Genomic DNA, 25,466 nt, shown 5'->3' with positions numbered 1-25,466 from the left:
CACATTGGGACTAAGAGTGAAAGGAGATAAACGAGCAAGGCTCACTTCCTTTCCTAGACAGAAAGGGGGTGAGAAACATGAAACCATCTTCTTTTCAGACCACAATAGAAAATCAGTTTGACTATATCTGTAAACGTGCTATGGAAGACGAGCGAAAGAATTATATGCTTTATCTTTCAAGGATTGCAAAGCGTGAGGTGTCCTTTTCGGATGTTGGCGATTATCTTGTTAGCCAGTTTGCGACAACAGATAACTATTCAACTGACTTTCAGATTTTTACACTCAATGGGTTATCAGTAGGCGTTGAAAATGATTTGTTGAGTGAAGCATTACGTGAGTTGCCAGACAAGAAACGTGAAATTCTACTGCTGTTTTACTTTATGGACATGAGCGATTCAGAAATTGCAGACCTGTTGAAATTGAACCGTTCTACTGTCTATCGGCATAGAACCAGTGGACTAGCCTTAATTAAAAAGTTTATGGAGGAATTTGAAGAATGAAAACACAATATCCTATGATTCCCTTTCCTCTCATTGTAAAGGCAACAGATGGCGATACCGAAGCGATTAACCAGATTCTACATCATTACAGAGGGTACATAACGAAGCGTTCCCTACGACTTATGAAAGATGAATATGGCAATCAAAGTATGGTCGTTGATGAAGTCTTACGTGGAAGAATGGAAACCAGACTGATTACAAAGATTTTGTCATTTGAAATTAAGTAATATCCTCTCTCCTTTCGTGGAAGCGTGCTAAACCATTCCACGCTTCCCGAACAGGGAGGTTTGTTATTCCACCAAAGCATATTGAACTTTCAATGTGTTTTGATAGGCTAACGAGCCATTGTTCTTTGAAAACTGAATAAAAGTAATCGAATACGTTTCGATAAGAAAAGAGCCAACGGAACTAACCGCCATGACCTATCTTATAAAGATAGCGAGCGATTCATGTTAGTGATCCGAGAAGCAATCTTTAGCAGGATTGCCTGCAACGACATTCTTATCGTGATAATGATACTCCCATACAGTCAATAGTCCGAGCGTGATAAAACCGTCGCAGGCAATGAGTATGGCTACATGAGAACCATGCAGGGGTGGAACTCCCGTGAGCTTTGCTAAAGCTGTTCGATTGCTGGTAAAACAACTTTTATGAAATCCAAATAAGTGATTTGGAAAGGAGGATTTTATGAAGCAGACTGACATTCCTATTTGGGAACGTTATACCCTAACCATTGAAGAAGCGTCAAAATATTTTCGTATTGGCGAAAACAAGCTACGACGCTTGGCAGAGGAAAATAAAAATGCAAATTGGCTGATTATGAATGGCAATCGTATTCAGATTAAACGAAAACAATTTGAAAAAATTATAGATACATTGGACGCAATCTAGCGTCGCCAAAGGGTCTTGTATATGATAAAATAGTATTAAGTCGTATCAAGGCTCTTTCCATAAAGGAAAGGAGCAAATGCCATGTCAGAAAAAAGACGTGACAATAAAGGTCGAATCTTAAAGACTGGAGAGAGCCAACGAAAAGACGGAAGATACTTATACAAATATATAGATTCATTTGGAGAACCGCAATTTGTTTACTCGTGGAAACTTGTGGCTACAGACCGAGTACCAGCAGGAAAGCGTGATTGTATCTCACTTAGAGAGAAAATCGCAGAGTTACAGAAAGACATTCATGATGGTATTGATGTTGTAGGAAAGAAAATGACACTCTGCCAGCTTTACGCAAAACAGAACGCTCAAAGACCAAAGGTTAGAAAAAACACTGAAACTGGACGCAAATATCTTATGGATATTTTGAAGAAAGACAAGTTAGGTGTAAGAAGTATTGACAGTATTAAGCCATCAGACGCTAAAGAATGGGCTATTAGAATGAGTGAAAATGGTTATGCTTATCAAACCATCAATAACTACAAACGTTCTTTAAAGGCTTCATTCTATATTGCTATACAAGATGATTGTGTTCGGAAGAATCCATTTGACTTTCAACTGAAAGCAGTTCTTGATGATGATACTGTCCCTAAGACCGTACTAACAGAAGAACAGGAAGAAAAACTGTTAGCCTTTGCAAAAGCTGATAAAACCTACAGCAAAAATTATGATGAAATTCTGATACTCTTAAAAACAGGTCTTCGTATTTCAGAGTTTGGTGGTTTGACACTTCCAGATTTAGATTTTGAGAATCGTCTTGTCAATATAGACCATCAGCTATTGAGAGATACTGAAATTGGGTACTACATTGAAACACCAAAGACCAAAAGTGGCGAACGTCAAGTTCCTATGGTTGAAGAAGCCTATCAAGCATTTAAGCGAGTGTTAGCGAATCGAAAGAATGATAAGCGTGTTGAGATTGATGGATATAGTGATTTCCTCTTTCTTAATAGAAAGAACTATCCAAAAGTGGCAAGTGATTACAACGGCATGATGAAAGGTCTTGTTAAGAAATACAATAAGTATAACGAGGATAAATTGCCACACATCACTCCACATAGTTTGCGACATACATTCTGTACCAACTATGCAAATGCAGGAATGAATCCAAAGGCATTACAGTACATTATGGGACATGCTAATATAGCCATGACGCTGAACTATTACGCACATGCAACATTCGATTCTGCAATGGCAGAAATGAAACGCTTGAATAAAGAGAAGCAACAGGAGCGTCTTGTTGCTTAGTAGTACAAATGAATTTACTACTTATTTACCACTTCTGACAGCTAAGACATGAGGAAATATGCAAAGAAACGTGAAGTATCTTCCTACAGTAAAAATACTCGAAAGCACATAGAATAAGGCTTTACGAGCATTTAAGAAAATATAAAAAGATAATTAGAAATTTATACTTTGTTTAAGTATAAAAATAATAAAAATCTATTGACGAAATAAAAATATAGTTTATAATAAAAACATAGACAATGAAAATATCGAAAATTATAAAAAGGCAATGCATTTATGAAAAAGAAAACAGCAGTGGTATTTGGAACCTTTGCTCCGCTTCATCAAGGGCATATCGATCTGATCCAGTGTGCAAAGCGGCAGTGTGACCAGGTTTGGGTTGTCGTTTCAGGCTATGAGGGAGACAGAGGGGAACAGGTAGGCTTAACGCTTCAAAAAAGATTTCGCTATATCCGAGAGGCCTTTCGTGATGACGAGTTGACCTCTGTCTGCAAGTTAGATGAAATCAATCTTCCTCGTTACCCTATGGGTTGGCAGGAGTGGTTGGACCAAATGTTAGCGGAGATTTCCTATGATAAAAACCAGCAAGAACTAATTTTCTTTGTGGGAGAAGCAGACTACCAGCAAGAATTGTCTAATCGTGGCTTTGAGACTGTCTTGCAAGAAAGAAAGTTTGGTATCTCAGCGACTATGATTCGAGAAAATCCAAGCAAATATTGGAAATATATTGCTCAACCCTTCCGACGTCAGTTTACAAAGAAAGTGTTGATTATGGGAAGTGCTAGCAATGGGAAGACAACTTTGGCCAAGGATTTGGCTAGGTATTACGATGCACCCGTTAGTCTGGAATACGCGCGTGAATACCAGATCAAAAACAATGTCCGCGACGATGAATTGACTCCAAAAGATTACTATTATATCCTGTTGGGGCAGTATGACCAGACCTCTAAGTTAATTGACAGTAATGCCAATAGGGGACTGGTGGTAGCAGACACCAACTCCTTAGTAACCAAGGGCTACTATGATTATTACATGGAGACTGAGGATCAAGGGGACTTATCGGGAGAGACTTTTGATAATCTCTTTGTCTCGATATTGGCTAAGGAGAAATGGGACTTGATTCTCTTTGTGCAGCCTGTCGGCTCCTATGTCAATGACGGATTTAGAGATATGACTATGGCAGAAGACCATATTCGTCATAGTTTTTCCCAGCATTTGGATCAGATGAGGGAGCGCTACTTAGCAAATATTCCACTAGTTTATCTAGCAGAGGATTATCTAGGAAATTATGAAACTGCAAAAGAGGCTATTGATGCCATTTATCAAGCAGATTAGGAGAAAATTATGAAAAAACTAACTGAAAAAATCACACAATTTATCGAAAACTTTAAAAATGTCCATGCGGAAGCCCGCAAGATTGGTTTTGCAGGAATCATGCACTTGCTCTGGAAAGATCTCTTTGTCGGCCGTAGTCTTTTCCAGTGGTTGTATCTCATCGTCCTGTCAAGTGTTCCCTTGATCTTGGAATTCACGCAAAATACAGAAAGTCATGACTGGATGAGCTTGTTTGCATCTTGGACTGGGATTGTCTGTGTTATCTTGGTAGCAGAAGGGCGTGCAAGCAATTATCTCTTTGGGGCCATTAACTCTGCTATCTATTTGGTTTTGGCCATGAATGCGACTTTTTATGGCGAAGTTTTGACGACAGTTTACTTCTTTGTCATGCAGCCGATTGGCCTCTATGCTTGGCTGTCCAACCGTATTAATGACCAAGGAAAAGCAGAAGAATCTCACTTTGAAGCCAAGAAATTATCTGTGCTTGACTGGCTCAAGTACTTAGCCTTGACTGCTATCATTTGGATTGGTATGGGCTTAGCTTACCAAAGTATCCATAGTGCTCGCCCTTTCTGTGATAGTGTTACCGATGCGACCAATGGTGTTGGTCAGCTCTTGATGACACGTCTTTACCGTGAGCAATGGATTTTCTGGATTGCAACCAATCTCTTTAGTATCTATCTCTGGTGGGGTGAAAAGATCCATATCCAAGGGATGTACTGGGTTTACACTCTCAATAGTCTAGTAGGTTGGTACCAATGGACCAAGGCAGTTCGTAAGGAGGCATAAAATGGCGGACACGATGATTCCAGCTGGGATGACAGAGAGAGAATATTTTGAAATCCATGCCAGTCAGGAAGAGTTTTTAGATTGGTACTACAAGCAGGAACTCCCTCAATACGAAAAACCAAGTGTGACGGTGGATATGGTAGCCTACTGCTTTGTCGAAGGAAAGATCAAGCTCTTATTAATTCGACGCAAGGCTCACCCTTATCAAAATTGTTTGGCTCTGGTTGGAGGATTTATGGACAAGGGCGAAGACGCTGCGCATGCCTGTCAGCGTGAGGTGAGAGAAGAAGTCAATCTCGATCTTCCTTTGGAAAAAATCGAGCAATTGATGACCGTATCGACTCCCGGCCGTGACCCACGGGGCTGGACAGTGACCATTGCCCACTTGGTTTATTTGCCTAGTCGTGCATTAGAACTTGTTCAAGCAGGAGACGATGCCAAGGATGTCGTTTTCGTAGATGTCGATTTTCAGACGGGCAAGTGCTTCTTAGAGGGAGTAGAGTTGGAGGAGCAAGCCTTCGCTTTTGACCATTATGCCATTATCCAAGAATCCATCAAACGAATCCAAGGTCGACTTGACTGGAATCCGACCTTCCTTTATCTGCTAGAGGAGGAGTTCACTGTATACGAAGGGACTGAACTGGTCAATCTTATCAACCCCGGTCGTCCAATCGTCAGCAATAACTTTCTCGTAAAATATGGAGAATATGTAGAAGAAGTCGGACTCAAACGAGTACCTAAAAAGAAACCAAGAAAAACCTATCGATTGAAATAAAAGAGTCTGGGACAAAAAGATTTTGATTTTAGGAATTCTTTATTATAAATTTTAAAAATCGATAGATTAGACAAAAAAGCGAACAAGACAGAATTCTGAGTGTCAGATAACTCGTTTTGTTCGCTTTTTATATTTAAGGCTAGACTTTTGTCCCAGACTCTTATTTTATACTTGTACTTGGGTTAAAAATTCTTCTGTAGTAAGAATTTGAGCAAACTCATCTTGTAGAGAAAGGAGATTAATCTCATGGATAGTCTCAGGAGAGATGACTTGACCGTTTTTGTTAGATAGGGTAAAACTGGCAGTAGCATCTGCTAGTAAAGTGACTTCAAAACCAAGATTTGCTGCCATTCGTGTCGTAGTAGATACACAATGAGGCAGGGTCAAACCAACAACGACTAAATGACAAATCTGATTTTTTCGTAAATAGGCTTCAAGATTTGTTCCAATAAAGGCGCTGTTAACCGTTTTTTGAAAGACAGGTTCTGAAGCAACTGGTTCAAATCCACTTTTAAACACCTGATTTTGTTTGTTATGAAATTGTGACTGGGGATTGTCAGATATGTGTTGAACATGTAAGACTGGAAGAGCGTGTTTACGAAAGTATGCCAGTATCCTCAATGCTTGTTGTTCAGCTTGAGGGTTGTTCCGTTCTCCCCAGATAGGGTTATCAAATGCTTTTTGCATATCGATAATCAGTAGAGCAGTATGAACCATTTTATGCTTTATCCAATTGCAAGAGGGCTTCAATCTCTGCTAGGGTGCTAGCTTGTGAAATAGCTCCACGAAGTTTAGCTGCACCAGATGTTCCACGGAGGTAGTGAGGAGCGAGTCCACGGAATTCACGAACTGCTACGTTTTCTCCTTTGAGGTTAATCAATCGTTTCAAGTGTTCGTAGGCGATTTTCATCTTGTCTTCAAAGGTCAAATCAGGTAGGATTTCTCCTGTTTCAAAGTAATGGTTGATTTGGTTGAAGAGGTAAGGATTTCCCATGGCAGCGCGGCCAATCATGACTGCATCAGCACCGACTTCTTCGATACGTTGTTTGGCTTCTTGGACAGTACGGATGTCACCGTTGGCGATGAAGGGAATCTTGGTCAGAGCTTGGGCAACCTTGTGAAGGGTCTCAAGGTCTGCGTGACCTGTATACATTTGTTCACGGGTACGGCCATGCATGGCGAGGGCAGAAACACCTGCTGCTTCAGCAGCCAGGGCGTTTTCTACTGCCAGAGATGGGTCAGCCCAGCCGGTACGCATTTTAACGGTGAGGGGAATATCAAGAACAGATTGGACCTTGTTGATGATCGAGTAAATCTTATCTGGGTCCTTGAGCCACATAGCGCCAGCTTCGTTCTTCACGATTTTATTAACTGGACAGCCCATGTTGATATCGACGATATCGGTCTTAGTGTTTTCTTGGATGAATTCTGCTGCGCGTGCTAGGCTGTCTTCATCGCTACCAAAAAGTTGGATAGAAACAGGGTTTTCGCCCTCATCGATATGAAGCATATGCAAGGTTTTTTCATTGTTGTATTGGATTCCCTTGTCAGAGACCATTTCCATGACAACGAGTCCAGCTCCGAGTTCTTTTGCGATGGTACGAAAGGCTGAGTTGGTCACGCCAGCCATAGGCGCTAAAACGGTACGATTGGGAATCTCAACATTGCCAATCATAAAAGATGTATTAAGATTTGTCACGAATGAGTTCCTCCAGGTCGTTTTCATCAAAGTTGTAAGTCGTTTGGCAGAATTGACAAGTGATTTCTGCCCCGTGGTCTTCCTCTTTCATTTCCTGTAAGTCTGAGCTTGGAAGGCTGGCAAGAGCGTTCATAAAGCGCTCATGGCTACAGTCACATTGGAAACGGATTTCTTCTTCAGAAAGACGCTTGTAGGCCTCGTCACCGTAGATAGCCTTGAGGAGGGCTTCGATATGGTCGTCACTCTCTAGAAGAGTTGAGATAGCTGGCATCTCTTGGATGCGTTTTTCAAAGCGAGCAATCTCTTCTTCCTTGGCTCCTGGCAAGACTTGAACTAGGAAACCACCAGCAACCTTGACCTTGTCTTCCTCGTCCAAAAGGACATTGAGACCGACTGCAGAAGGGGTTTGTTGGCTTTCTGTTAGGTAGAAAGCAAGGTCTTCACCGATTTCTCCAGAGATAAGGGGAGTCATGGAGTTGTAAGGATTTCCAGTACCGTAGTCTGTGATAACGAGGAATTGACCGTTTCCAACAAAAGGTCCGACTAGAACTTCACCAGTTGCAGTCTTTTTGATGTCAACACCAGGATTTTGAACGTAGCCTTTGACGTTCCCCTTGGTATCAGCAACGGTGATAATGGCTCCTAGAGAGCTAGTTCCCAGTACCTTCACTGTTAGTTTGGTATTTCCTTTTTCATTGGCTGCGAGAATCTGGCTAGCGATAAGAGTTCGACCAAGCGCTACAGTTGAGCTAGCTTGGGTTTTGTGTTTTTCTTGAGCAGTGCGGACGGTTTCTGTGCTATCAAGGACAAAAGCACGAAAGGCGCCGCTTTCTGATATTGTTTTAATAATTTTATCCATAGCTACTATTTTAGCATAAAAATGCCCAAAGGGGGAGCCGTGTGTTTGCTGATTTTCAGGATAATGGACCAGGAAATCAGCATGAAAATAAAAAGAGAAACAGATTATTTCAGCATTTCTAAGATTTATGCTATGCTTAAGGTAGAAAATGAAAGGGGTAACAAATGTATTTAGGAGATTTGATGGAAAAGGCTGAATCTGGCCAATTTTCAATCCTTTCCTTTCTATTACAAGGATCTCAGACGACTGTCAAGGCTGTAATGGAGGAAACAGGATTTTCAAAAGCAACTCTAACCAAATATGTCACCCTACTTAATGACAAGGCTTTGGATAGTGCCTTAGAGCTGAACATCTCCTTAGAAGATGAAAATCTGCGTCTGTCAATCGGTGCAGCTACCAAGGGGAGAGAGATTCGGAGCTTGTTTTTGGAGAATGCTGTTAAATACCAGATTTTGGTTTATCTTCTCTACCACCAACAGTTTTTAGCCCATCAGCTGGCTCAAGAATTGATGATTAGCGAGGCTACGCTTGGCCGCCACTTGGCTGGTTTAAATCAGATTTTGTCAGAATTTGATTTATCCATCCAAAATGGACGTTGGCGAGGTCCAGAGCATCAGATACGCTATTTCTATTTCTGTCTTTTCCGCAAGGTCTGGTCAAGTCAGGAGTGGGAAGGTCACATGCAGAAACCAGAGAGAAAACAGGAGATTGCTACACTAGAAGAAATTTGCGGTGCAAGTTTGTCTTCAGGGCAGAAATTGGACTTGGTTCTCTGGTCTCATATCAGTCAACAACGTCTCCGTGTCAATGCCTGTCAGTTTCAAGTCATAGAAGAAAAAATGCGAGGGTATTTTGACAATATTTTCTACCTTCGTTTGCATCGAAAGGCTCCGTCCTTTTTTGCTGGGCAACACATCCCTCTCGGAACTGAGGACGGGGAGATGATGATTTTCTTCTCTTTCCTCCTATCTCATCGTATTCTTCCTCTTCATACTATGGAGTATATCCTTGGTTTTGGAGGGCAGTTGGCAGATTTGCTGACGCAATTGATTCAAGAAATGAAGAAGGAGGAGTTGCTGGGCGGTTATACAGAGGACCATGTCACCTATGAACTCAGTCAGCTTTGTGCTCAAGTCTATCTATACAAGGGCTATATTTTACAGGATCGCTACAAGTACCAGTTAGAGAATCGTCATCCATATTTGCTGATGGAACATGATTTTAGGGGAACGGCAGAGGAGATTTTTCATGCTCTACCTGCTTTTCATCAGGGGACAGACTTAGATAAGAAGATTCTCTGGGAATGGCTCCAGTTAATCGAATATATGGCTGAAAATGGTGGCCAGCATATGCGGATTGGTCTTGATTTGACATCTGGTTTTCTTGTCTTTTCAAGGATGGCTGCTATTTTAAAACGGTATTTGGAATACAATCGTTTTATTACCATTGAAGCCTATGACCGAACTCGGCATTATGATTTGCTGGTTACCAATAACCCGATTCATAAGAAGGAACAAACACCAGTCTATTATTTAAAAAATGATTTGGATATGGAAGATTTGGCAGGGATTCGTCAGTTATTATTTACCTAAAAGGCTTGGTTAACCCAGGCCTTTTTTGTGAAATTCACACAATCTCCTCACATTTTTTAAAAAATTAAAAAAAGTTGATAAACAAGAAAGCGCTTTATTTTGTATACTAGTAAGTGTAAAGAGGAAACACCTCAAGATCTTTATGAGGAGGACAGCACATGTCACAAGAAAAATACATTATGGCTATTGACCAGGGAACTACAAGTTCTCGTGCCATCATTTTTAATAAAAAAGGAGAAAAGGTCAGCTCTAGCCAAAAAGAGTTTACTCAGATTTTCCCTCAGGCAGGTTGGGTTGAGCACAATGCCAATGAAATTTGGAACTCAGTCCAGTCAGTTATTGCGGGTGCTTTCATCGAAAGCGGTGTCAAGCCAAATCAAATCGAAGCAATCGGGATTACCAACCAACGTGAAACAACTGTCGTCTGGGATAAGAAAACAGGACTTCCTATCTACAATGCTATCGTTTGGCAGTCACGCCAGACAGCACCTTTGGCTGAACAACTAAAAAGCCAAGGTTATGTGGAAAAATTCCATGAAAAAACTGGTTTGATTATCGATGCTTACTTCTCAGCGACCAAGGTTCGTTGGATTTTGGACCATGTAGAAGGCGCTCAAGAGCGAGCAGAAAAAGGGGAATTGCTCTTTGGTACCATCGATACGTGGTTGGTTTGGAAATTGACTGACGGTGCGGCTCACGTGACGGACTACTCAAACGCAGCTCGTACCATGCTTTATAACATTAAAGAACTTAAATGGGATGATGAGATTTTGGAAATTCTCAACATTCCTAAGGCTATGCTTCCGGAAGTTCGTTCTAACTCTGAAATCTACGGTAAGACAGCCCCATTCCATTTCTACGGTGGAGAAGTCCCAATCTCAGGTATGGCTGGTGACCAACAGGCAGCCCTCTTTGGACAGTTGGCCTTTGAGCCTGGTATGGTCAAGAATACTTATGGAACAGGTTCTTTCATCATCATGAATACTGGTGAAGAGATGCAGTTGTCTGAGAACAACCTCTTGACAACCATTGGTTACGGTATCAATGGCAAGGTTTACTATGCCTTGGAAGGTTCTATCTTCATCGCAGGAAGTGCCATTCAGTGGCTTCGTGACGGTCTTCGCATGGTAGAGAACTCACCAGAATCTGAAAAATACGCTCGTGATTCTCACAATGATGATGAAGTTTATGTAGTTCCAGCCTTTACAGGACTAGGAGCACCATACTGGAACCAAAATGCTCGCGGCTCTGTCTTTGGTTTGACTCGTGGAACAAGTAAGGAAGACTTTATCAAGGCAACTCTTCAATCTATCGCTTATCAAGTGCGTGACATCATCGACACCATGCAAGTGGATGCTCAGACAGCTATCCAAGTCTTGAAGGTGGATGGTGGTGCAGCTATGAACAACTTCCTCATGCAGTTCCAAGCTGACATTTTGGGAATCGATATCGCACGTGCCAAAAACTTGGAAACAACAGCTCTAGGTGCGGCCTTCCTAGCAGGTTTGTCAGTAGGTTACTGGAAAGACTTGGATGAGTTGAAACTCTTGAACGAGACAGGAGAACTTTTTGAGCCATCGATGAACGAATCGCGCAAGGAACAACTCTACAAGGGCTGGAAGAAGGCTGTGAAAGCAACGCAAGTCTTTGCGGAAGTAGACGACTAATACTGGCAGAATAAAGCGACTCAGTTAGAAAGTGTGTAAATATGGAATTTTCAAAGAAAACACGTGAATTATCAATTAAAAAAATGCAGGAACGCACCCTGGACCTCTTGATTATTGGGGGAGGAATCACAGGGGCTGGTGTAGCCTTGCAGGCGGCAGCCAGTGGTCTTGAGACTGGTTTGATTGAAATGCAGGACTTCGCAGAAGGGACATCTAGCCGTTCAACTAAATTGGTTCACGGAGGACTTCGTTACCTTAAGCAATTTGACGTAGAAGTGGTCTCAGATACAGTTTCTGAACGTGCAGTGGTTCAACAAATTGCCCCACACATTCCAAAACCGGACCCAATGCTCTTACCAGTTTACGATGAAGATGGAGCAACCTTCAGCCTCTTCCGTCTTAAAGTAGCCATGGACTTGTACGACCTCTTGGCAGGAGTTAACAACACGCCAGCTGCAAACAAGGTTTTGAGCAAGGATCAAGTCTTGGAACGCCAGCCAAACTTGAAGAAAGAAGGCTTGGTAGGAGGTGGAGTTTATCTTGACTTCCGTAACAACGATGCGCGTCTCGTGATTGAAAATATCAAACGTGCTAACCAAGACGGTGCCCTCATTGCTAACCACGTGAAGGCAGAAGGTTTCCTCTTTGACGAAAGTGGCAAGATTACAGGTGTTGTAGCTCGTGATCTCTTGACAGACCAAGTCTTTGAAATCAAGGCGCGTCTGGTGATTAACACAACAGGTCCTTGGAGCGACAAGGTGCGTAATTTGTCTAATAAGGGAACACAATTCTCACAAATGCGCCCAACTAAGGGGGTTCACCTAGTCGTGGATTCAAGCAAGATCAAGGTTTCACAGCCAGTTTACTTTGACACAGGTTTGGGTGATGGTCGTATGGTCTTTGTTCTCCCACGTGAAAACAAGACTTACTTTGGTACAACGGATACAGATTACACAGGTGATTTGGAACATCCAAAAGTGACTCAGGAAGATGTAGATTATCTACTTGGTATTGTCAACAACCGCTTCCCAGAAGCTAACATTACCATTGATGATATCGAAAGTAGCTGGGCAGGTCTTCGCCCATTGATCGCAGGCAATAGCGCTTCTGACTACAATGGAGGAAATAACGGAACCATCAGTGATGAAAGCTTTAACAACTTGATTGCGACTGTTGAATCTTATCTCTCTAAAGAAAAAACGCGTGAAGATGTTGAATCTGCTGTCAGCAAGCTTGAAAGCAGCACATCTGAGAAACATTTGGACCCATCTGCAGTTTCTCGTGGTTCTAGCTTGGACCGAGATGATAATGGTCTCTTGACCCTTGCTGGTGGTAAAATCACAGACTACCGTAAGATGGCTGAAGGAGCTATGGAGCGCGTGGTTGACATCCTCAAAGCAGAATTTGATCGTAGCTTTAAACTGATCAACTCTAAGACTTACCCTGTTTCAGGTGGAGAATTGAACCCAGCAAATGTGGACTCAGAAATCGAAGCCTTTGCGCAACTTGGAGTGTCACGTGGTTTGGATAGCAAGGAAGCTCACTATCTCGCAAATCTCTACGGTTCAAATGCACCGAAAGTCTTTGCTCTTGCTCATAGTTTAGAACAAGCACCAGGACTCAGCTTGGCAGATACCTTGTCCCTTCACTATGCAATGCGCAATGAGTTGACTCTGAGCCCAGTTGATTTCCTTCTTCGTCGTACCAACCATATGCTTTTTATGCGTGATAGCTTGGATAGCATCGTTGAACCAGTTTTGGATGAAATGGGACGATTCTATGATTGGTCAGAAGAAGAAAAAGCAGGATACCGTGCGGATGTCGAAGCGGCTCTCGCTCAAAATGACTTAGCAGAATTAAAAAATTAAGAAAAAATAAAAGAGGTGGAGGGTAGGACTCCTTGTCGCCCGCCCCTTCTTTTTAATGGAGACAGAAAAATGATGAGTGAATTATTTGGAGAATTTTTAGGGACTTTAATCCTGATTCTTCTAGGAAATGGTGTTGTTGCAGGTGTGGTTCTTCCAAAAACCAAGAGCAACAGCTCAGGTTGGATTGTGATTACTATGGGTTGGGGGATTGCAGTTGCCGTTGCGGTCTTTGTATCTGGCAAGCTCAGTCCAGCTCATTTAAACCCAGCTGTGACCATCGGTGTGGCCTTGAAAGGTGGTTTGCCTTGGGCTTCCGTTTTCCCTTACATCCTAGCTCAGTTCGCAGGAGCTATGCTCGGTCAGATTTTGGTTTGGTTGCAATTCAAACCGCATTATGAGGCAGAAGAAAATGCAGGAAACATTTTGGCTACTTTCAGCACAGGACCAGCTATCAAAGATACTGTATCAAACTTGATTAGTGAAATCCTAGGAACTTTTGTATTGGTATTAACAATCTTTGCTTTGGGACTTTATGACCTTCAAGCAGGAATCGGAACCTTCGCAGTGGGGACTTTGATTGTTGGTATCGGTCTATCACTAGGTGGGACAACAGGTTATGCCTTGAACCCTGCACGTGACCTTGGACCTCGTATCATGCATAGCATCTTGCCAATTTCAAACAAGGGAGACGGAGACTGGTCTTACGCTTGGATTCCTGTTGTGGGACCTGTTATCGGTGCAGCATTGGCTGTTCTTGTATTTTCCCTTTTCTAGTTTAGAAAATAACTATTATTGCTAGAGCTTGGGCGAAAACTCAATTTCAGGAAAAAATGAAGTAAATCTTCTCATAATAAAACGCATCATATCAAGTTTTCAACACCTGATATGATGCGTTTTTCTGATTTTTAAGACTTTTTCTCCAGTCTCTTTTTTCGATTGAAGATGTAAGTATTTTAGTAACTAATTTCTTAGTACTAGCCAACAACGATAATAATAATTCCTTCAAAAAGTAGGAAGAATAAAGACAATAGTTTTTGCTTTTTCATGTGAAATACCTCACTTTTATTTTCTTCTATTTTATGCTAAAATATTAAAAATCAAAAACTGTTCCCATATATGCTTGTTGGAGAGATATTATGAAAAAATTTGGAGAAATTTTTAAAAAGTTTCGAGAATCTAGAGGGTTTCGCTTAAAAGATGTCGAAAAAGCTGGTATATCAACATCACAGCTCTCACGTTTTGAAAAGGGAGAGACTGATTTAACCATTTCAAAATTTATGGCTATTTTGGATGAAATTAACATGCCTATTGATGAATTTATGTATGCTGTTCATGATTTTCATCGTGATGAACTGAATGAACTCTTATCAAAGATTAGGCATTTTGTATCAAATCATGATGTTGATGGGTTGAAAAAACTACTTTATTCTCAGATGGAGTCAGATTCTAAACAAGAGAAATTTCATAAGCTTAACATTATTTTATTAAAAATTCGTTTACAAGATTTATCTGGAGAAGCTTATTATTCTGGTGATGATTTATCTTATCTAACTGACTATCTCTTTAGTGTTGAATACTGGGGATACTATGAATTATTGATTTTTTCAAATACTTTAGATGTCCTAAAACACGATGTCTTTATGGTTTTGGCTAGAGAGATGTCCAGACGTTCTGATTTTTATAAAGAAATTCCTAATAATAGACGATTGATTTCATCTATGCTATTGAACGGATATATCACATGTATTGAAAGAGGAAAATTTCTTGATGCTTTGTATTTTGAAAAACGACTAAACCAATGCTTTTTCACTGAAACTGAAATTTATGAACGGTTGGTATTCCAGTATGCCCAATATCTATATCGCTATAAAAAAGAGACGGATTGTAAAGCAATTATTGAAATGAGGAAGTGTATTGGAGCAATGAAATTAGCGGGAAGTAACCATTTGGCAAAGAATTATGAGGGACATTTAGAAAAAATTTTAGCAGATAAAGGGTAGTGTGCAGATATGGGAAAGGAAGTATCTCGAAATAATATTTTGGTAGAATTGTCTTTAGAAATTTCAATTACGGTTGTTTTATCAGTTCATTGTATTTGAGCGATAGGATTTTTCGAAGTTGTCACCATAATTATGAATTTTGAGGTATTTAATATGCAAGTTCTATCTCCATATATTTTAAGAAAGAAAAGTGAAACAGGAGAATTATTTTTCAATAGTAAAAATAATCACTCTTAATAAACAGCATCATATATAGGTTAATTAAATTATTGTATAGTCTCAGTTGGAGTTAATTTGTTTATAACTTTTAGACTGAGGCTTTTATATCTATTCGCTTTCTTTTAGATAGGCTTATTTATGAAATTTCTAAAATACATTAAAACTAATATTTTTATCTATTTTTTAATAGGAGTGCTTTTGAATAGCGGAATGGCTCTAATAAAGCCATTGTTATTGGATAAGCTATTGAATATTCGTGAAGAGCAACTTACAATTGGTACAATTTCATACTTTGTTTTATATGGCCTGTGTTTACACCTGTTTTTTTATAGCACGATGTTGCTAGCAAATTTTGTCAGTAATAATCTGCAGCGTCATCTGCAAATTCGTTTAAAAGATCAGCTTATCAAGAAACTATTTTTGAAAGAAAATGTTGTAGATGATGAAAAAGTTTCAATTGTTACACAAGATATGGAACTGCTCTATAATCGCTTCTTTTTACCCCTGGATATGATAGTTGGAAGAGTTTTTATACTTTGTACAACGATTGTTTTTATTTTGGTGCAAAATTTTTGGCTTGGTCTTGTTTTTATCGTGTTCTCTTTTCTTCGACCATTACCTCAATGGGTAATGAATAATCGTTTAATGAAAAGTGGTGCAAATTTTTCGGAAATGCAAAAAGCTTTTCATCTATCTGTAGGAGATTTTTTTAAGGGAGCAGATACGATATATTTTTATGGCGCTAGTAAAGAAAACTTTGCTAAGATGAGAAAAAACAACGAGTGTTACGAGAATGCTCGTTGGAAAAATGAATGGACTAGCAATGTCGTTTATTTTTTCAATGGTCCTTTAGAATTCCTTAGTCAGGTACTACCTCTTGCACTTGGTCTTTTATTACAAAAGAGTGGTATAGAGTTAACAACAGCTAGTTTGGTCTCTATGTATATAGCTACAATGAATCTTAGCGGACCTATTCAAAGAATTATGTATAGCATATCTGATATACAGCGATCGCAAACAGTGAAAGAAAAAATATTTTCATTATTGGAAGAATCTTGTTTAGAAACATCATATCTGACAGTCGAATCTTTAGCTGAGCTAGTTTTGGAGGGCGTTTCAAAACAGGTTGGAGAGCAAGTGCTCTTTTATGATTTGTCACTTAGATTAACTAAGCCGAGTAAAGTTTTAATAAAGGGAGCTAGTGGTACCGGAAAGTCAACTCTCCTACAGTTGGTAGCAGGAAAGATAAGTCCGAATAGTGGTAGAATTATCGTCCGTGATAAATCAGGTCGAGAATTTACTCATTATCAAGGGAATGTCGCTTATATCTCTCAGAATCCATTTTTCAGACATGGGACAATCCGAGAAAATTTAACATTAGGACAGGAGATTTCAGATAAAGAATTACTCTGTTGCCTAGAACAAGTTGGCTTAACGAATGAAATCACCAATATCTTGGATTATCAACTGATAAACAATGGAGAAAACATTTCAGGTGGACAACGTTTACGACTTGAATTAGTTCGCTGTCTGCTTCGACAAAAAGACATTGTGTTGGCGGATGAGGTTACATCATCCTTAGACAAGGACAATGCATATCAAGTGCGCCAGTTACTTTTGCAGTTGCCTATCATTTTGATTGAAGTTGCTCATCATATTGATTCAGAAACGGTTTATAATCAAGTAATTGATTTGGGAAAATATAGAATAAAATAAATAGACTTGTTTGGCATCTTGCCAGCTATAATATATATGCTATATTATGGATTGTTTTAGCTGATTTAAAGATGTGAAACCTAAAAACGATGGCTAAGTTGGAATGTTAAAAATTCAATTTCTGACCACCTAATCTTGTGTCAAATAGTTATCAAACAAAGTCTACTATACCATTTATCAGTTAAATATTTTTATGTTATAGGAGCGCTATATGTCTAATTCATTTATCAAGTTGTTAGTCTCTCAATTGTTTGCAAATTTAGCAGATATTTTCTTTAGAGTAACCATCATTGCTAACATATACATTATTTCAAAATCAGTAATTGCCACATCACTAGTTCCCATTTTAATAGGGATATCCTCTTTTGTTGCAAGTCTTTTAGTTCCTTTAGTTACTAAAAGGTTAGCGCTAAATAGGGTTTTATCTTTATCCCAATTTGGAAAGACTATATTATTAACGATACTGGTAGGAATGTTTACCGTAATGCAATCAGTAGCGCCTTTGGTAATCTATCTATTTGTTGTTGCGATTTCCATATTAGATGGTTTTGCAGCACCCGTTTCCTATGCTATTGTGCCACGCTATGCGACCGATTTGGGCAAGGCTAACTCAGCCTTATCAATGACTGGTGAAGCTGTTCAGTTAGTGGGTTGGGGATTAGGTGGACTCTTGTTTGCAACAATTGGTCTCTTACCTACCACGTTTATCATTTTAATCTTGTATATCATTTCTAGCTTTCTGATGTTATTTCTTCCTAAGGCTGAAGTGGAGGTGTTAGAGTCAGAAACTAATCTTGAAATTTTACTCAAAGGTTGGAAGTTAGTTGCTAGAGATCCTAGATTAAGACTTTTTGTATCAGCAAATTTATTGGAAATTTTCTCAAATACGATTTGGGTTTCGTCTATCATACTTGTCTTTGTAACTGAGTTATTAAATGAAACGGAAAGTTACTGGGGATATTCTAATACAGCATACTCTATTGGGATTATAATTAGTGGCTTAATTGCTTTTAGGCTATCTGAAAAGTTCCTCGCTGCTAAATGGGAAAGTATTCTTTTTCCGCTTGTAGCTATGGCAATAGTGACACTGACTATTCTATATTTTCCAAACGCACAGATGTTTTTATTATTTTCAGCTTTAGTTGGTATGTTATCGCAACTAAAAGAAGTTCCTGAAAGTGTATTTCTTCAGGAAACAGTAGAGGAAAATAACTTGGTTAATGTCTATTCCGTTCTTGAAGTGATTTCGACACTAGCATTTTCAGTGTTTGTTTTGCTAATGAGCTATATTACTGAGAGTTTTGGTATTAGCATAAGTTTTTGGCTATCAGCCATTTGTCTGATGATAGAAGCTATTTTAATTTATATCAGACGAGATTATTTTAAATGAGAGACGTGTTAAAAAGTCTTTAGAATCAGAAAAGCGCATAGTATCAGGTGTTGAAAAAATTTGATATTGTGCGTTTTATTATGGAAAGATTCCCTTCATTTTCTACTGAACTTGAGTTTTTGCCCAGGATCACTCTATTTGAAATATACATAGAAAAACCGCATAATTCTTAAAATAAACTGAAATCTAGTGAAAATGTACGGCAAACAATTGAAAAATTACCCTAGAAAGTGGTACAATAGTAGAAAAATACTATAGTAAGAGTCTATCTTATTTAGCAAAAATTACAGAAATGAATGGTTTTTCTTGATGAAACAGAGAAAAGAATTGTACCTCTTTCTTGGTCGGACAGCCTTGTATTTTCTTATCTTTCTGGGGCTGCTTTACTTCTTTAGCTATCTTGGTCAGGGTCAAGGAAGCTTTATCTATAATGAATTTTAACTTGAAGGAGAATCCCTATTGTGTCAAATAAACCAATAGCAGATATGATTAAAACCATTGAGCATTTTGCTCAGACCCAGCCTAGCTATCCTGTTTATAATGTTTTGGGTCAGGAACACACTTATGGAGATTTGAAGGCTGATTCGGATAGTTTGGCTGCAGCCATTGACCAACTAGATTTGCCAGAGAAGTCTCCTGTGGTCGTTTTTGGTGGCCAAGAATATGAAATGTTGGCAACTTTTGTAGCGCTGACTAAGTCAGGACATGCCTACATTCCAATTGATAGTCATTCGGCCTTGGAGCGAGTTTCGGCTATTTTAGAAGTAGCAGAGCCAAGTTTGATTATTGCCATTTCAGACTTTCCATTGGAGCAGGTTTCTACACCGATATTGAATCTAGCTCAGGTTCAAGAAGCCTTTGCTCAAGGGACAAGCTATGAAATCACGCATCCAGTCAAGGGCGATGATAATTACTACATCATCTTTACTTCTGGTACGACTGGTAAGCCTAAGGGAGTGCAGATTTCCCATGATAACCTCCTCAGCTTTACCAATTGGATGATTATGGACAAGGAATTTGCGACACCGAGTCGTCCGCAAATGCTGGCTCAGCCACCTTATTCATTTGATCTGTCTGTCATGTACTGGGCACCGACCTTGGCACTGGGTGGTACGCTCTTCGCTCTTCCTTCAGCTATTACTCAGGATTTTAAGCAACTCTTTGCGACCATCTTTTCATTGCCAATCGCTATCTGGACATCAACACCGTCCTTCGCAGATATGGCCATGTTGTCTGAAGACTTCAATAGTGAGAAAATGCCTGGTATCACGCATTTCTACTTTGATGGTGAAGAATTGACGGTCAAAACGGCTCAAAAACTACGTGAGCGTTTCCCAAATGCCCGTATTATCAATGCCTACGGCCCAACAGAAGCGACAGTAGCCCTGTCAGCAGTTGCTGTGACAGACGAGATGCTAGCGACTCTCAAACGCCTACCAATCGGCTATACCAAGGCTGATTCTCCAACCTTTATCATTGACGAGGAAGGAAATAAACTGCCAAATGGCGAACAGGGAGAAATCATTGTTTCTGGACCAGCTGTTTCAAAAGGTTATATGAACAATCCTGAAAAAACGGCAGAAGCCTTCTTTGAATTTGAAGGGTTGCCAGCCTACCATACAGGAGATGTGGGAACTATGACAGATGAAGGCTTACTTCTCTACGGCGGACGCATGGACTTCCAGATTAAGTTCAACGGTTACCGCATTGAGTTAGAAGATGTCTCTCAAAACCTCAATAAGTCTCGCTTTATCGAGTCTGCTGTAGCTGTACCACGTTATAATAAAGACCACAAGGTGCAAAATCTATTGGCTTATGTCATCTTGAAAGACGGTGTTCGTGAGCAGTTTGAGCGAGATATTGATATTACCAAGGCTATCAAGGAAGATTTAGCAGATATCATGATGTCCTACATGATGCCATCTAAATTCCTTTATCGAGACAGTTTGCCACTGACTCCAAATGGAAAAATTGACATCAAAGGATTGATTAACGAGGTGAATAAGAGATGATGGAGTTTTTTCAACAGCTTCCTCATTTAGAGCCATACGGTAATCCTCAGTATTTTGTTTATGTGATTGCTGCAACCTTACCTATCTTTATTGGTCTCTTTTTCAAGAAACGCTTTGCCTGGTATGAAGTGCTGGTTAGTCTCTTCTTTATCGTCACCATGTTGGTGGGTGGGAAGACCAATCAATTGGCTGCCTTGGGTATTTACCTTTGCTGGGAAATATTGCTCGTACTCTTCTACAAGCATTATCGAAAAAGCAAGGATGGCAAGTGGGTCTTCTACTTAGTTAGTTTTCTGTCCCTACTTCCGATTATCTTTGTCAAGGTGCAGCCGGCTATCAATGGAACGCAGTCTTTGCTTGGGTTCTTGGGAATTTCTTACCTGACTTTTCGTTCGGTTGGGATTATCATCGAGCTGAGAGATGGAGTGATTAAGGATTTTGCCCTCTGGGAGTTCCTTCGTTTTCTTCTCTTCATGCCGACTTTTTCAAGTGGCCCAATCGATCGCTTTAAGCGTTTTAATGAAAATTATCAGACCATTCCTGAGCGAGATGAGTTGATGGATATGCTGGATGAATCTGTTCGCTATATCATGTGGGGCTTTTTGTATAAGTTTATCCTGGCTCATGTTTTAGGAGAAACCTTGTTGCCTCCTCTGAAGAATCTAGCCTTGCAGTCAGGTGGTTTCTTTAACCTCTATGCCTTGGCAGTTATGTATACCTTTGGTCTGGAACTCTTCTTTGACTTTGCAGGTTATTCTATGTTTGCCTTGGCCATTTCAAATTTGATGGGGATCCGTAGCCCGATCAACTTTAACAAGCCCTTTTTATCAAGGGATTTGAAGGAGTTTTGGAATCGTTGGCATATGAGTCTTTCTTTCTGGTTCCGTGACTTTGTCTTTATGCGAATGGTGATGGTGTTGACCAGAAAGAAGATCTTTAAAAATCGCAATGTAACCTCAAGCGTGGCTTATATTGTAAATATGCTGATTATGGGATTTTGGCATGGAGTGACCTGGTACTATATCGCCTATGGACTCTTTCATGGGATTGGACTGGTCATCAATGACGCTTGGGTTCGTAAGAAAAAAACGCTCAATAAGGAGCGGAAAAAAGCAGGGAAGCCTGCTCTACCTGAGAATCGCTGGATTCAGTTGCTTGGCATGGTTATCACCTTCCATGTCGTCATGCTGTCATTCTTGATCTTTTCTGGATTTTTGAATGATTTATGGTTTAAAAAATAAAGGAAATAAAATATGGATATCAAATCAGAAGTTATCGAAATTATTGATGAGTTGTTTATGGAAGATGTTTCTGACATGATGGATGAAGATCTTTTTGACGCAGGTGTCTTGGATAGTATGGGAACGGTTGAATTGATTGTGGAGATTGAAAACCGTTTTGACATTCGTGTCCCTGTAACAGAGTTTGGTCGTGATGACTGGAATACAGCTAATAAAATTATAGCTGGCATTGTGGAGCTACAAAATGCTTAAACGCTTATGGATGATCTTCGGACCGGTCTTGATAGCTGGTTTGTTGGTTTTTCTGCTCATTTTCTTTTATCCTACTGAGATGCGTCATAATCTAGGAGCTGAAAAGCGTTCAGCGGTGGCTACTACTATCGATAGTTTTAAGGAGCGAAGTCAAAAAGTCAGAGCACTATCTGATCCAAATATGCGTTTTGTTCCTTTCTTTGGCTCCAGTGAATGGCTTCGTTTTGACGGTGCTCATCCTGCGGTATTAGCTGAGAAATACAATCGCTCCTACCGTCCTTATCTTTTAGGACAGAGGGGAGCTGCCTCGCTCAATCAGTATTTTGGGATGCAACAGATGCTGCCACAGCTGGAGAATAAACAAGTTGTGTATGTTATCTCACCTCAGTGGTTCAGTAAAAACGGCTATGAGCCAGCAGCCTTCCAGCAGTATTTTAATGGAGACCAGTTGACCAGTTTTCTGGAACATCAATCTGGAGATCAGGCTAGTCAATATGCGGCGACTCGCTTACTACAGCAGTTCCCAAACGTAGCTATGAAGGATTTGGTTCAGAAGTTGGCAAGTAAAGAAGAATTGTCGACGGCAGACAATGAAATGATTGAATTATTGGCTCGGTTTAATGAACGCCAAGCTTCCTTTTTTGGTCAGTTTTCAGTTAGAGGCTATGTCAATTATGATAAGCATGTAGTTAAGTATTTAAAGACCTTGCCAGATCAGTTTTCTTATCAAGCCATAGAAGATGTTGTCAAAGCAGATGCTGAAAAAAATACTTCCAATAATGATCTGGGAATGGAGAATGATTTCTATAATAAGCAGATCAAGAAGGATTTGAAGAAATTAAAGGATTCTCAGAAAAACTTTACCTACCTTAAATCACCGGAGTATAATGACCTGCAGTTGGTGTTAACCCAGTTTTCTAAATCTAAGGTAAACCCGATTTTTATCATTCCACCTGTTAATAAAAAATGGATGGATTATGCTGGTCTACGAGAGGATATGTACCAACAAACGGTGCAGAAGATTCGCTACCAGTTAGAGAGTCAAGGTTTTACCAATATAGCAGATTTTTCTAAGGATGGCGGGGAGTCTTTCTTTATGAAGGACACCATTCACCTTGGTTGGTTGGGTTGGTTGGCATTTGACAAGGCAGTTGATCCTTTCCTATCCAATCCCACACCAGCTCCGACTTACCATCTGAATGAGCGCTTTTTCAGCAAAGATTGGGCGACTTATGATGGAGATATCAAGGAATTTCAATAGATAATAGTATGGAAGAGTTCAAGAATAAAGCCGATTTTTACGTTTTTTCTTGACTCTTTTTTTGCTTGTGATATAATTAACTGGTAAATAAAATTCTACAGAATAGTATTTTTGTCTTAAAAAAGAAAAGTCCAGAAGGAAAGGAGTCAGATATGAGACAGCTAGCGAAGGATATTGATGGCTTTTTGAATGAGGTAATTTTGCAGGCGGAAAACCAACATGAAATCCTAATAGGTCATTGCACTAGCGAGGTGGCCCTGACTAATACCCAGGAGCACATTCTTATGCTCTTGTCAGAGGAATCTTTAACAAATTCAGAGTTGGCGCGTCGCCTCAATGTCAGTCAGGCAGCAGTTACCAAGGCTATTAAGTCTTTGGTCAAGGAAGGGATGTTGGAAACATCTAAAGATCCTAAGGATGCGCGTGTGGTTTTTTATCAGTTGACTGACTTGGCTCGTCCAATCGCTGAGGAGCATCATCATCACCATGAGCATACACTTTTAACCTATGAACAAGTGGCGACTCAGTTTACTCCAAATGAACAAAAAGTGATTCAGCGGTTTTTGACTGCTTTAGTAGGAGAAATCAAATAATGAGATATATTACGGTAGAGGATTTGTCCTTCTATTATGATAAGGAGCCTGTTCTTGAACATATCAATTATAGTGTTGATAGTGGGGAATTTGTTACCTTGACAGGGGAAAATGGGGCAGCTAAGACGACACTGATTAAGGCCAGTCTTGGAATTCTCCAACCACGCATTGGCAAGGTGACCATTTCAAAGACAAATACTCAGGGAAATAAATTGAGAATAGCCTATCTTCCCCAGCAGATTGCCAGTTTTAATGCTGGTTTTCCAAGTACGGTTTATGAATTTGTCAAGTCGGGTCGCTATCCGAGAAAAGGCTGGTTCCGTCGCTTGAATGCTCATGATGAGGAGCATATCAAGGCTAGTCTGAACTCAGTTGGCATGTGGGAACATCGAGACAAACGCTTGGGTTCTCTATCTGGGGGACAAAAGCAGCGAGCGGTGATTGCGCGCATGTTTGCTTCGGATCCAGATGTGTTTATCCTAGATGAGCCGACAACGGGGATGGATGCAGGAAGTAAAAATGAATTTTACGAACTCATGCACCACAGCGCCCATCATCATGGCAAGGCTGTTTTGATGATTACCCATGACCCTGAAGAAGTTAAGGACTATGCGGACCGCAATATCCATCTAGTCCGTAACCAAGACTCACCATGGCGTTGTTTCAACGTTCATGAGAATGACCAGGAGGTGGGCCATGCTTAGTTTATTATCTTATGACTTTATGCAACGCGCCTTTCTGGCGGTTATTGCTATGAGTCTTTTCTCGCCAGTTCTTGGAACCTTCCTTATCTTGCGTCGTCAGAGTTTGATGAGTGATACTCTTAGCCACGTCTCGCTGTCGGGTGTAGCTTTTGGTCTGGTACTAGGGATTTCTCCGACTGTTTCTACGATTGCTATTGTCTTGATTGCGGCGGTCTTTCTGGAGTATCTCCGTACGGTTTACAAGAGCTTTATGGAAATCGGGACAGCTATCCTCATGTCAACAGGTCTGGCTGTTTCTCTGATTGTTATGAGCAAGGGTAAAAGCTCCAGTTCTATGAGTTTGGACCAGTATCTTTTTGGTTCGATTGTGACCATCAGTGAGGAGCAGGTCATTTCCCTCTTCGTCATTGCGGCGGTTGTTTTGATTTTGACCTTCCTCTTCCTTCGTCCTATGTATATCTTGACCTTTGATGAGGATACAGCCTTTGTGGATGGTTTGCCCGTTCGTACCATGTCTATTCTTTTTAACATGGTTACAGGAGTGGCCATTGCCCTTATGATTCCTGCTGCAGGAGCTCTTCTGGTATCGACCATTATGGTCTTGCCAGCTAGTATTGCCCTGCGTCTGGGGAAAAACTTTAAATCGGTTATGCTACTTGCCAGTGCGATTGGATTTTTGGGAATGGTGGCAGGACTTTACATTTCCTACTATGCAGAAACACCTGCAAGTGCAAGTATTACCATTATTTTTGTAACTGTTTTCTTGCTAATCAGTTTAGTAAGACGTTTTATCAAATAGGAGAA

General features: G+C 40.2%; 26 protein-coding genes. 22 read left to right on the top strand and 4 right to left on the bottom strand.

Annotated elements, in window-relative coordinates; genetic code table 11:
- The first annotated feature begins 77 nt into the window (after positions 1 to 77).
- Entirely contained in the window at positions 78 to 500 is a 423-nt protein-coding gene (locus OC530_RS08240; RefSeq protein WP_000804885.1) for a sigma-70 family RNA polymerase sigma factor, read from the top strand.
- Positions 497 to 727, top strand: a complete 231-nt coding sequence (locus OC530_RS08235) for a helix-turn-helix domain-containing protein (protein WP_000857133.1) — start codon at positions 497 to 499, stop codon at positions 725 to 727. Before OC530_RS08240 ends, OC530_RS08235 begins: the two co-directional genes overlap by 4 nt.
- A 225-nt stretch (positions 728 to 952) precedes the next feature.
- Here the strand turns inward: OC530_RS08235 and OC530_RS08230 are convergent, their stop codons facing one another.
- Positions 953 to 1,204, bottom strand: a complete 252-nt coding sequence (locus tag OC530_RS08230; protein WP_001845478.1) for a hypothetical protein — start codon at positions 1,202 to 1,204, stop codon at positions 953 to 955.
- On the opposite strand from OC530_RS08230, the gene OC530_RS08225 reads away from it, so the two are divergent.
- The 5 genes from OC530_RS08225 (at position 1,188) to OC530_RS08205 (ending at position 5,589) form a co-directional block, all read left to right on the top strand.
- Entirely contained in the window at positions 1,188 to 1,391 is a 204-nt protein-coding gene (locus tag OC530_RS08225) for an excisionase (protein WP_000814511.1), read from the top strand. The genes OC530_RS08230 and OC530_RS08225 overlap by 17 nt on opposite strands.
- An 81-nt stretch (positions 1,392 to 1,472) precedes the next feature.
- Positions 1,473 to 2,690, top strand: coding sequence for a tyrosine-type recombinase/integrase (locus tag OC530_RS08220; RefSeq protein ID WP_001291561.1), 1,218 nt, complete (start codon positions 1,473 to 1,475; stop codon positions 2,688 to 2,690).
- A 276-nt stretch (positions 2,691 to 2,966) separates the two neighbouring features.
- Positions 2,967 to 4,025, top strand: coding sequence for an AAA family ATPase (locus OC530_RS08215; protein ID WP_172925428.1), 1,059 nt, complete (start codon positions 2,967 to 2,969; stop codon positions 4,023 to 4,025).
- A gap of 9 nt (positions 4,026 to 4,034) precedes the next feature.
- On the top strand, positions 4,035 to 4,814 hold the full coding sequence (pnuC, locus tag OC530_RS08210; RefSeq protein ID WP_173234323.1) for a nicotinamide riboside transporter PnuC: 780 nt from the start codon (positions 4,035 to 4,037) through the stop codon (positions 4,812 to 4,814).
- 1 nt (position 4,815) lies between these two features.
- The gene (locus tag OC530_RS08205) at positions 4,816 to 5,589 is read left to right on the top strand and encodes an NUDIX hydrolase (protein ID WP_173249771.1); all 774 of its coding nucleotides are present in this window, start codon (positions 4,816 to 4,818) and stop codon (positions 5,587 to 5,589) included.
- Between the two features lie 165 nt (positions 5,590 to 5,754).
- On the opposite strand, the gene OC530_RS08200 is transcribed toward OC530_RS08205, so the two are convergent.
- Genes OC530_RS08200 through hslO form a run of 3 tightly spaced genes read right to left on the bottom strand, consistent with a single transcriptional unit; the run spans position 5,755 to position 8,147 of the window.
- Positions 5,755 to 6,306 carry a cysteine hydrolase family protein gene (locus tag OC530_RS08200; protein ID WP_172925430.1) on the bottom strand — a complete coding sequence of 184 codons (552 nt, stop codon included), beginning with the start codon at positions 6,304 to 6,306 and terminating at the stop codon, positions 5,755 to 5,757.
- A gap of 1 nt (position 6,307) precedes the next feature.
- Positions 6,308 to 7,288 carry a tRNA dihydrouridine synthase DusB gene (gene dusB / locus OC530_RS08195; protein ID WP_173234318.1) on the bottom strand — a complete coding sequence of 327 codons (981 nt, stop codon included), beginning with the start codon at positions 7,286 to 7,288 and terminating at the stop codon, positions 6,308 to 6,310.
- Entirely contained in the window at positions 7,275 to 8,147 is an 873-nt protein-coding gene (hslO, locus tag OC530_RS08190; RefSeq protein ID WP_262081068.1) for an Hsp33 family molecular chaperone HslO, read from the bottom strand. The genes dusB and hslO overlap by 14 nt, the downstream gene beginning before the upstream one ends.
- Before the next feature lie 164 nt (positions 8,148 to 8,311).
- Here hslO and OC530_RS08185 point away from each other — a divergent pair, with 164 nt between their 5' ends.
- The 15 genes from OC530_RS08185 (at position 8,312) to OC530_RS08115 (ending at position 25,461) form a co-directional block, all read left to right on the top strand.
- Positions 8,312 to 9,739 carry a helix-turn-helix domain-containing protein gene (locus OC530_RS08185; RefSeq protein WP_262081067.1) on the top strand — a complete coding sequence of 476 codons (1,428 nt, stop codon included), beginning with the start codon at positions 8,312 to 8,314 and terminating at the stop codon, positions 9,737 to 9,739.
- Positions 9,740 to 9,897: 158 nt separating this feature from the next.
- Positions 9,898 to 11,406, top strand: a complete 1,509-nt coding sequence (gene glpK, locus OC530_RS08180) for a glycerol kinase GlpK (protein ID WP_049511829.1) — start codon at positions 9,898 to 9,900, stop codon at positions 11,404 to 11,406.
- A 41-nt stretch (positions 11,407 to 11,447) separates the two neighbouring features.
- Positions 11,448 to 13,274 (top strand): type 1 glycerol-3-phosphate oxidase, encoded by a 1,827-nt coding sequence (glpO, locus tag OC530_RS08175; RefSeq protein ID WP_164226146.1) that lies wholly within the window; start codon positions 11,448 to 11,450, stop codon positions 13,272 to 13,274.
- A 69-nt stretch (positions 13,275 to 13,343) separates the two neighbouring features.
- On the top strand, positions 13,344 to 14,048 hold the full coding sequence (locus OC530_RS08170; RefSeq protein WP_164226147.1) for an MIP/aquaporin family protein: 705 nt from the start codon (positions 13,344 to 13,346) through the stop codon (positions 14,046 to 14,048).
- Between the two features lie 362 nt (positions 14,049 to 14,410).
- Entirely contained in the window at positions 14,411 to 15,274 is an 864-nt protein-coding gene (locus OC530_RS08165) for a helix-turn-helix domain-containing protein (protein ID WP_061438586.1), read from the top strand.
- A 357-nt stretch (positions 15,275 to 15,631) separates the two neighbouring features.
- Complete coding sequence (locus tag OC530_RS08160; RefSeq protein ID WP_173218778.1) at positions 15,632 to 17,209, top strand: ABC transporter ATP-binding protein; 1,578 nt, start codon at positions 15,632 to 15,634, stop codon at positions 17,207 to 17,209.
- Between the two features lie 211 nt (positions 17,210 to 17,420).
- A complete protein-coding gene (locus OC530_RS08155; RefSeq protein ID WP_262081066.1) occupies positions 17,421 to 18,599 on the top strand; it encodes a ryptide export MFS transporter in 1,179 nt (392 codons plus the stop codon).
- Positions 18,600 to 18,908: 309 nt separating this feature from the next.
- On the top strand, positions 18,909 to 19,040 hold the full coding sequence (locus tag OC530_RS08150; RefSeq protein ID WP_000813667.1) for a teichoic acid D-Ala incorporation-associated protein DltX: 132 nt from the start codon (positions 18,909 to 18,911) through the stop codon (positions 19,038 to 19,040).
- Positions 19,041 to 19,060: 20 nt separating this feature from the next.
- On the top strand, positions 19,061 to 20,611 hold the full coding sequence (dltA, locus tag OC530_RS08145; RefSeq protein WP_262081065.1) for a D-alanine--poly(phosphoribitol) ligase subunit DltA: 1,551 nt from the start codon (positions 19,061 to 19,063) through the stop codon (positions 20,609 to 20,611).
- Entirely contained in the window at positions 20,608 to 21,852 is a 1,245-nt protein-coding gene (dltB, locus tag OC530_RS08140) for a D-alanyl-lipoteichoic acid biosynthesis protein DltB (protein ID WP_262081064.1), read from the top strand. Before dltA ends, dltB begins: the two co-directional genes overlap by 4 nt.
- Before the next feature lie 12 nt (positions 21,853 to 21,864).
- Positions 21,865 to 22,104 (top strand): D-alanine--poly(phosphoribitol) ligase subunit DltC, encoded by a 240-nt coding sequence (gene dltC, locus OC530_RS08135; protein WP_000351967.1) that lies wholly within the window; start codon positions 21,865 to 21,867, stop codon positions 22,102 to 22,104.
- Positions 22,097 to 23,365 (top strand): D-alanyl-lipoteichoic acid biosynthesis protein DltD, encoded by a 1,269-nt coding sequence (gene dltD, locus OC530_RS08130; protein WP_262081063.1) that lies wholly within the window; start codon positions 22,097 to 22,099, stop codon positions 23,363 to 23,365. Before dltC ends, dltD begins: the two co-directional genes overlap by 8 nt.
- Before the next feature lie 152 nt (positions 23,366 to 23,517).
- Positions 23,518 to 23,958, top strand: a complete 441-nt coding sequence (adcR, locus tag OC530_RS08125) for a zinc-dependent transcriptional regulator AdcR (protein ID WP_050208104.1) — start codon at positions 23,518 to 23,520, stop codon at positions 23,956 to 23,958.
- On the top strand, positions 23,958 to 24,662 hold the full coding sequence (locus OC530_RS08120; RefSeq protein ID WP_173234300.1) for a metal ABC transporter ATP-binding protein: 705 nt from the start codon (positions 23,958 to 23,960) through the stop codon (positions 24,660 to 24,662). Before adcR ends, OC530_RS08120 begins: the two co-directional genes overlap by 1 nt.
- Entirely contained in the window at positions 24,655 to 25,461 is an 807-nt protein-coding gene (locus OC530_RS08115; protein WP_000950038.1) for a metal ABC transporter permease, read from the top strand. The genes OC530_RS08120 and OC530_RS08115 overlap by 8 nt, the downstream gene beginning before the upstream one ends.
- Positions 25,462 to 25,466 lie beyond the last annotated feature (5 nt).

The organism is Streptococcus sp. Marseille-Q5619 (genome assembly GCF_946901205.1).
Lineage (GTDB): Bacteria > Bacillota > Bacilli > Lactobacillales > Streptococcaceae > Streptococcus.
Note: the sequence above shows the minus strand (reverse complement) of the source record. Positions and strands in the feature narration are given on the sequence as shown.

Bases quoted from the DNA above. Each gene is read 5' to 3' on its own strand.
- OC530_RS08240 (WP_000804885.1), top strand. From the start codon at position 78: ATGAAACCATCTTCTTTTCAGACCACAATAGAAAATCAGTTTGACTAT.
- OC530_RS08235 (WP_000857133.1), top strand. From the start codon at position 497: ATGAAAACACAATATCCTATGATTCCCTTTCCTCTCATTGTAAAGGCA.
- OC530_RS08225 (WP_000814511.1), top strand. From the start codon at position 1,188: ATGAAGCAGACTGACATTCCTATTTGGGAACGTTATACCCTAACCATT.
- OC530_RS08230 (WP_001845478.1), bottom strand. From the start codon at position 1,204: ATGTCAGTCTGCTTCATAAAATCCTCCTTTCCAAATCACTTATTTGGA.
- OC530_RS08220 (WP_001291561.1), top strand. From the start codon at position 1,473: ATGTCAGAAAAAAGACGTGACAATAAAGGTCGAATCTTAAAGACTGGA.
- OC530_RS08215 (WP_172925428.1), top strand. From the start codon at position 2,967: ATGAAAAAGAAAACAGCAGTGGTATTTGGAACCTTTGCTCCGCTTCAT.
- pnuC (WP_173234323.1), top strand. From the start codon at position 4,035: ATGAAAAAACTAACTGAAAAAATCACACAATTTATCGAAAACTTTAAA.
- OC530_RS08205 (WP_173249771.1), top strand. From the start codon at position 4,816: ATGGCGGACACGATGATTCCAGCTGGGATGACAGAGAGAGAATATTTT.
- OC530_RS08200 (WP_172925430.1), bottom strand. From the start codon at position 6,306: ATGGTTCATACTGCTCTACTGATTATCGATATGCAAAAAGCATTTGAT.
- hslO (WP_262081068.1), bottom strand. From the start codon at position 8,147: ATGGATAAAATTATTAAAACAATATCAGAAAGCGGCGCCTTTCGTGCT.
- OC530_RS08185 (WP_262081067.1), top strand. From the start codon at position 8,312: ATGTATTTAGGAGATTTGATGGAAAAGGCTGAATCTGGCCAATTTTCA.
- glpK (WP_049511829.1), top strand. From the start codon at position 9,898: ATGTCACAAGAAAAATACATTATGGCTATTGACCAGGGAACTACAAGT.
- glpO (WP_164226146.1), top strand. From the start codon at position 11,448: ATGGAATTTTCAAAGAAAACACGTGAATTATCAATTAAAAAAATGCAG.
- OC530_RS08170 (WP_164226147.1), top strand. From the start codon at position 13,344: ATGATGAGTGAATTATTTGGAGAATTTTTAGGGACTTTAATCCTGATT.
- OC530_RS08165 (WP_061438586.1), top strand. From the start codon at position 14,411: ATGAAAAAATTTGGAGAAATTTTTAAAAAGTTTCGAGAATCTAGAGGG.
- OC530_RS08160 (WP_173218778.1), top strand. From the start codon at position 15,632: ATGAAATTTCTAAAATACATTAAAACTAATATTTTTATCTATTTTTTA.
- OC530_RS08155 (WP_262081066.1), top strand. From the start codon at position 17,421: ATGTCTAATTCATTTATCAAGTTGTTAGTCTCTCAATTGTTTGCAAAT.
- OC530_RS08150 (WP_000813667.1), top strand. From the start codon at position 18,909: ATGAAACAGAGAAAAGAATTGTACCTCTTTCTTGGTCGGACAGCCTTG.
- dltB (WP_262081064.1), top strand. From the start codon at position 20,608: ATGATGGAGTTTTTTCAACAGCTTCCTCATTTAGAGCCATACGGTAAT.
- dltC (WP_000351967.1), top strand. From the start codon at position 21,865: ATGGATATCAAATCAGAAGTTATCGAAATTATTGATGAGTTGTTTATG.
- dltD (WP_262081063.1), top strand. From the start codon at position 22,097: ATGCTTAAACGCTTATGGATGATCTTCGGACCGGTCTTGATAGCTGGT.
- adcR (WP_050208104.1), top strand. From the start codon at position 23,518: ATGAGACAGCTAGCGAAGGATATTGATGGCTTTTTGAATGAGGTAATT.
- OC530_RS08120 (WP_173234300.1), top strand. From the start codon at position 23,958: ATGAGATATATTACGGTAGAGGATTTGTCCTTCTATTATGATAAGGAG.
- OC530_RS08115 (WP_000950038.1), top strand. From the start codon at position 24,655: ATGCTTAGTTTATTATCTTATGACTTTATGCAACGCGCCTTTCTGGCG.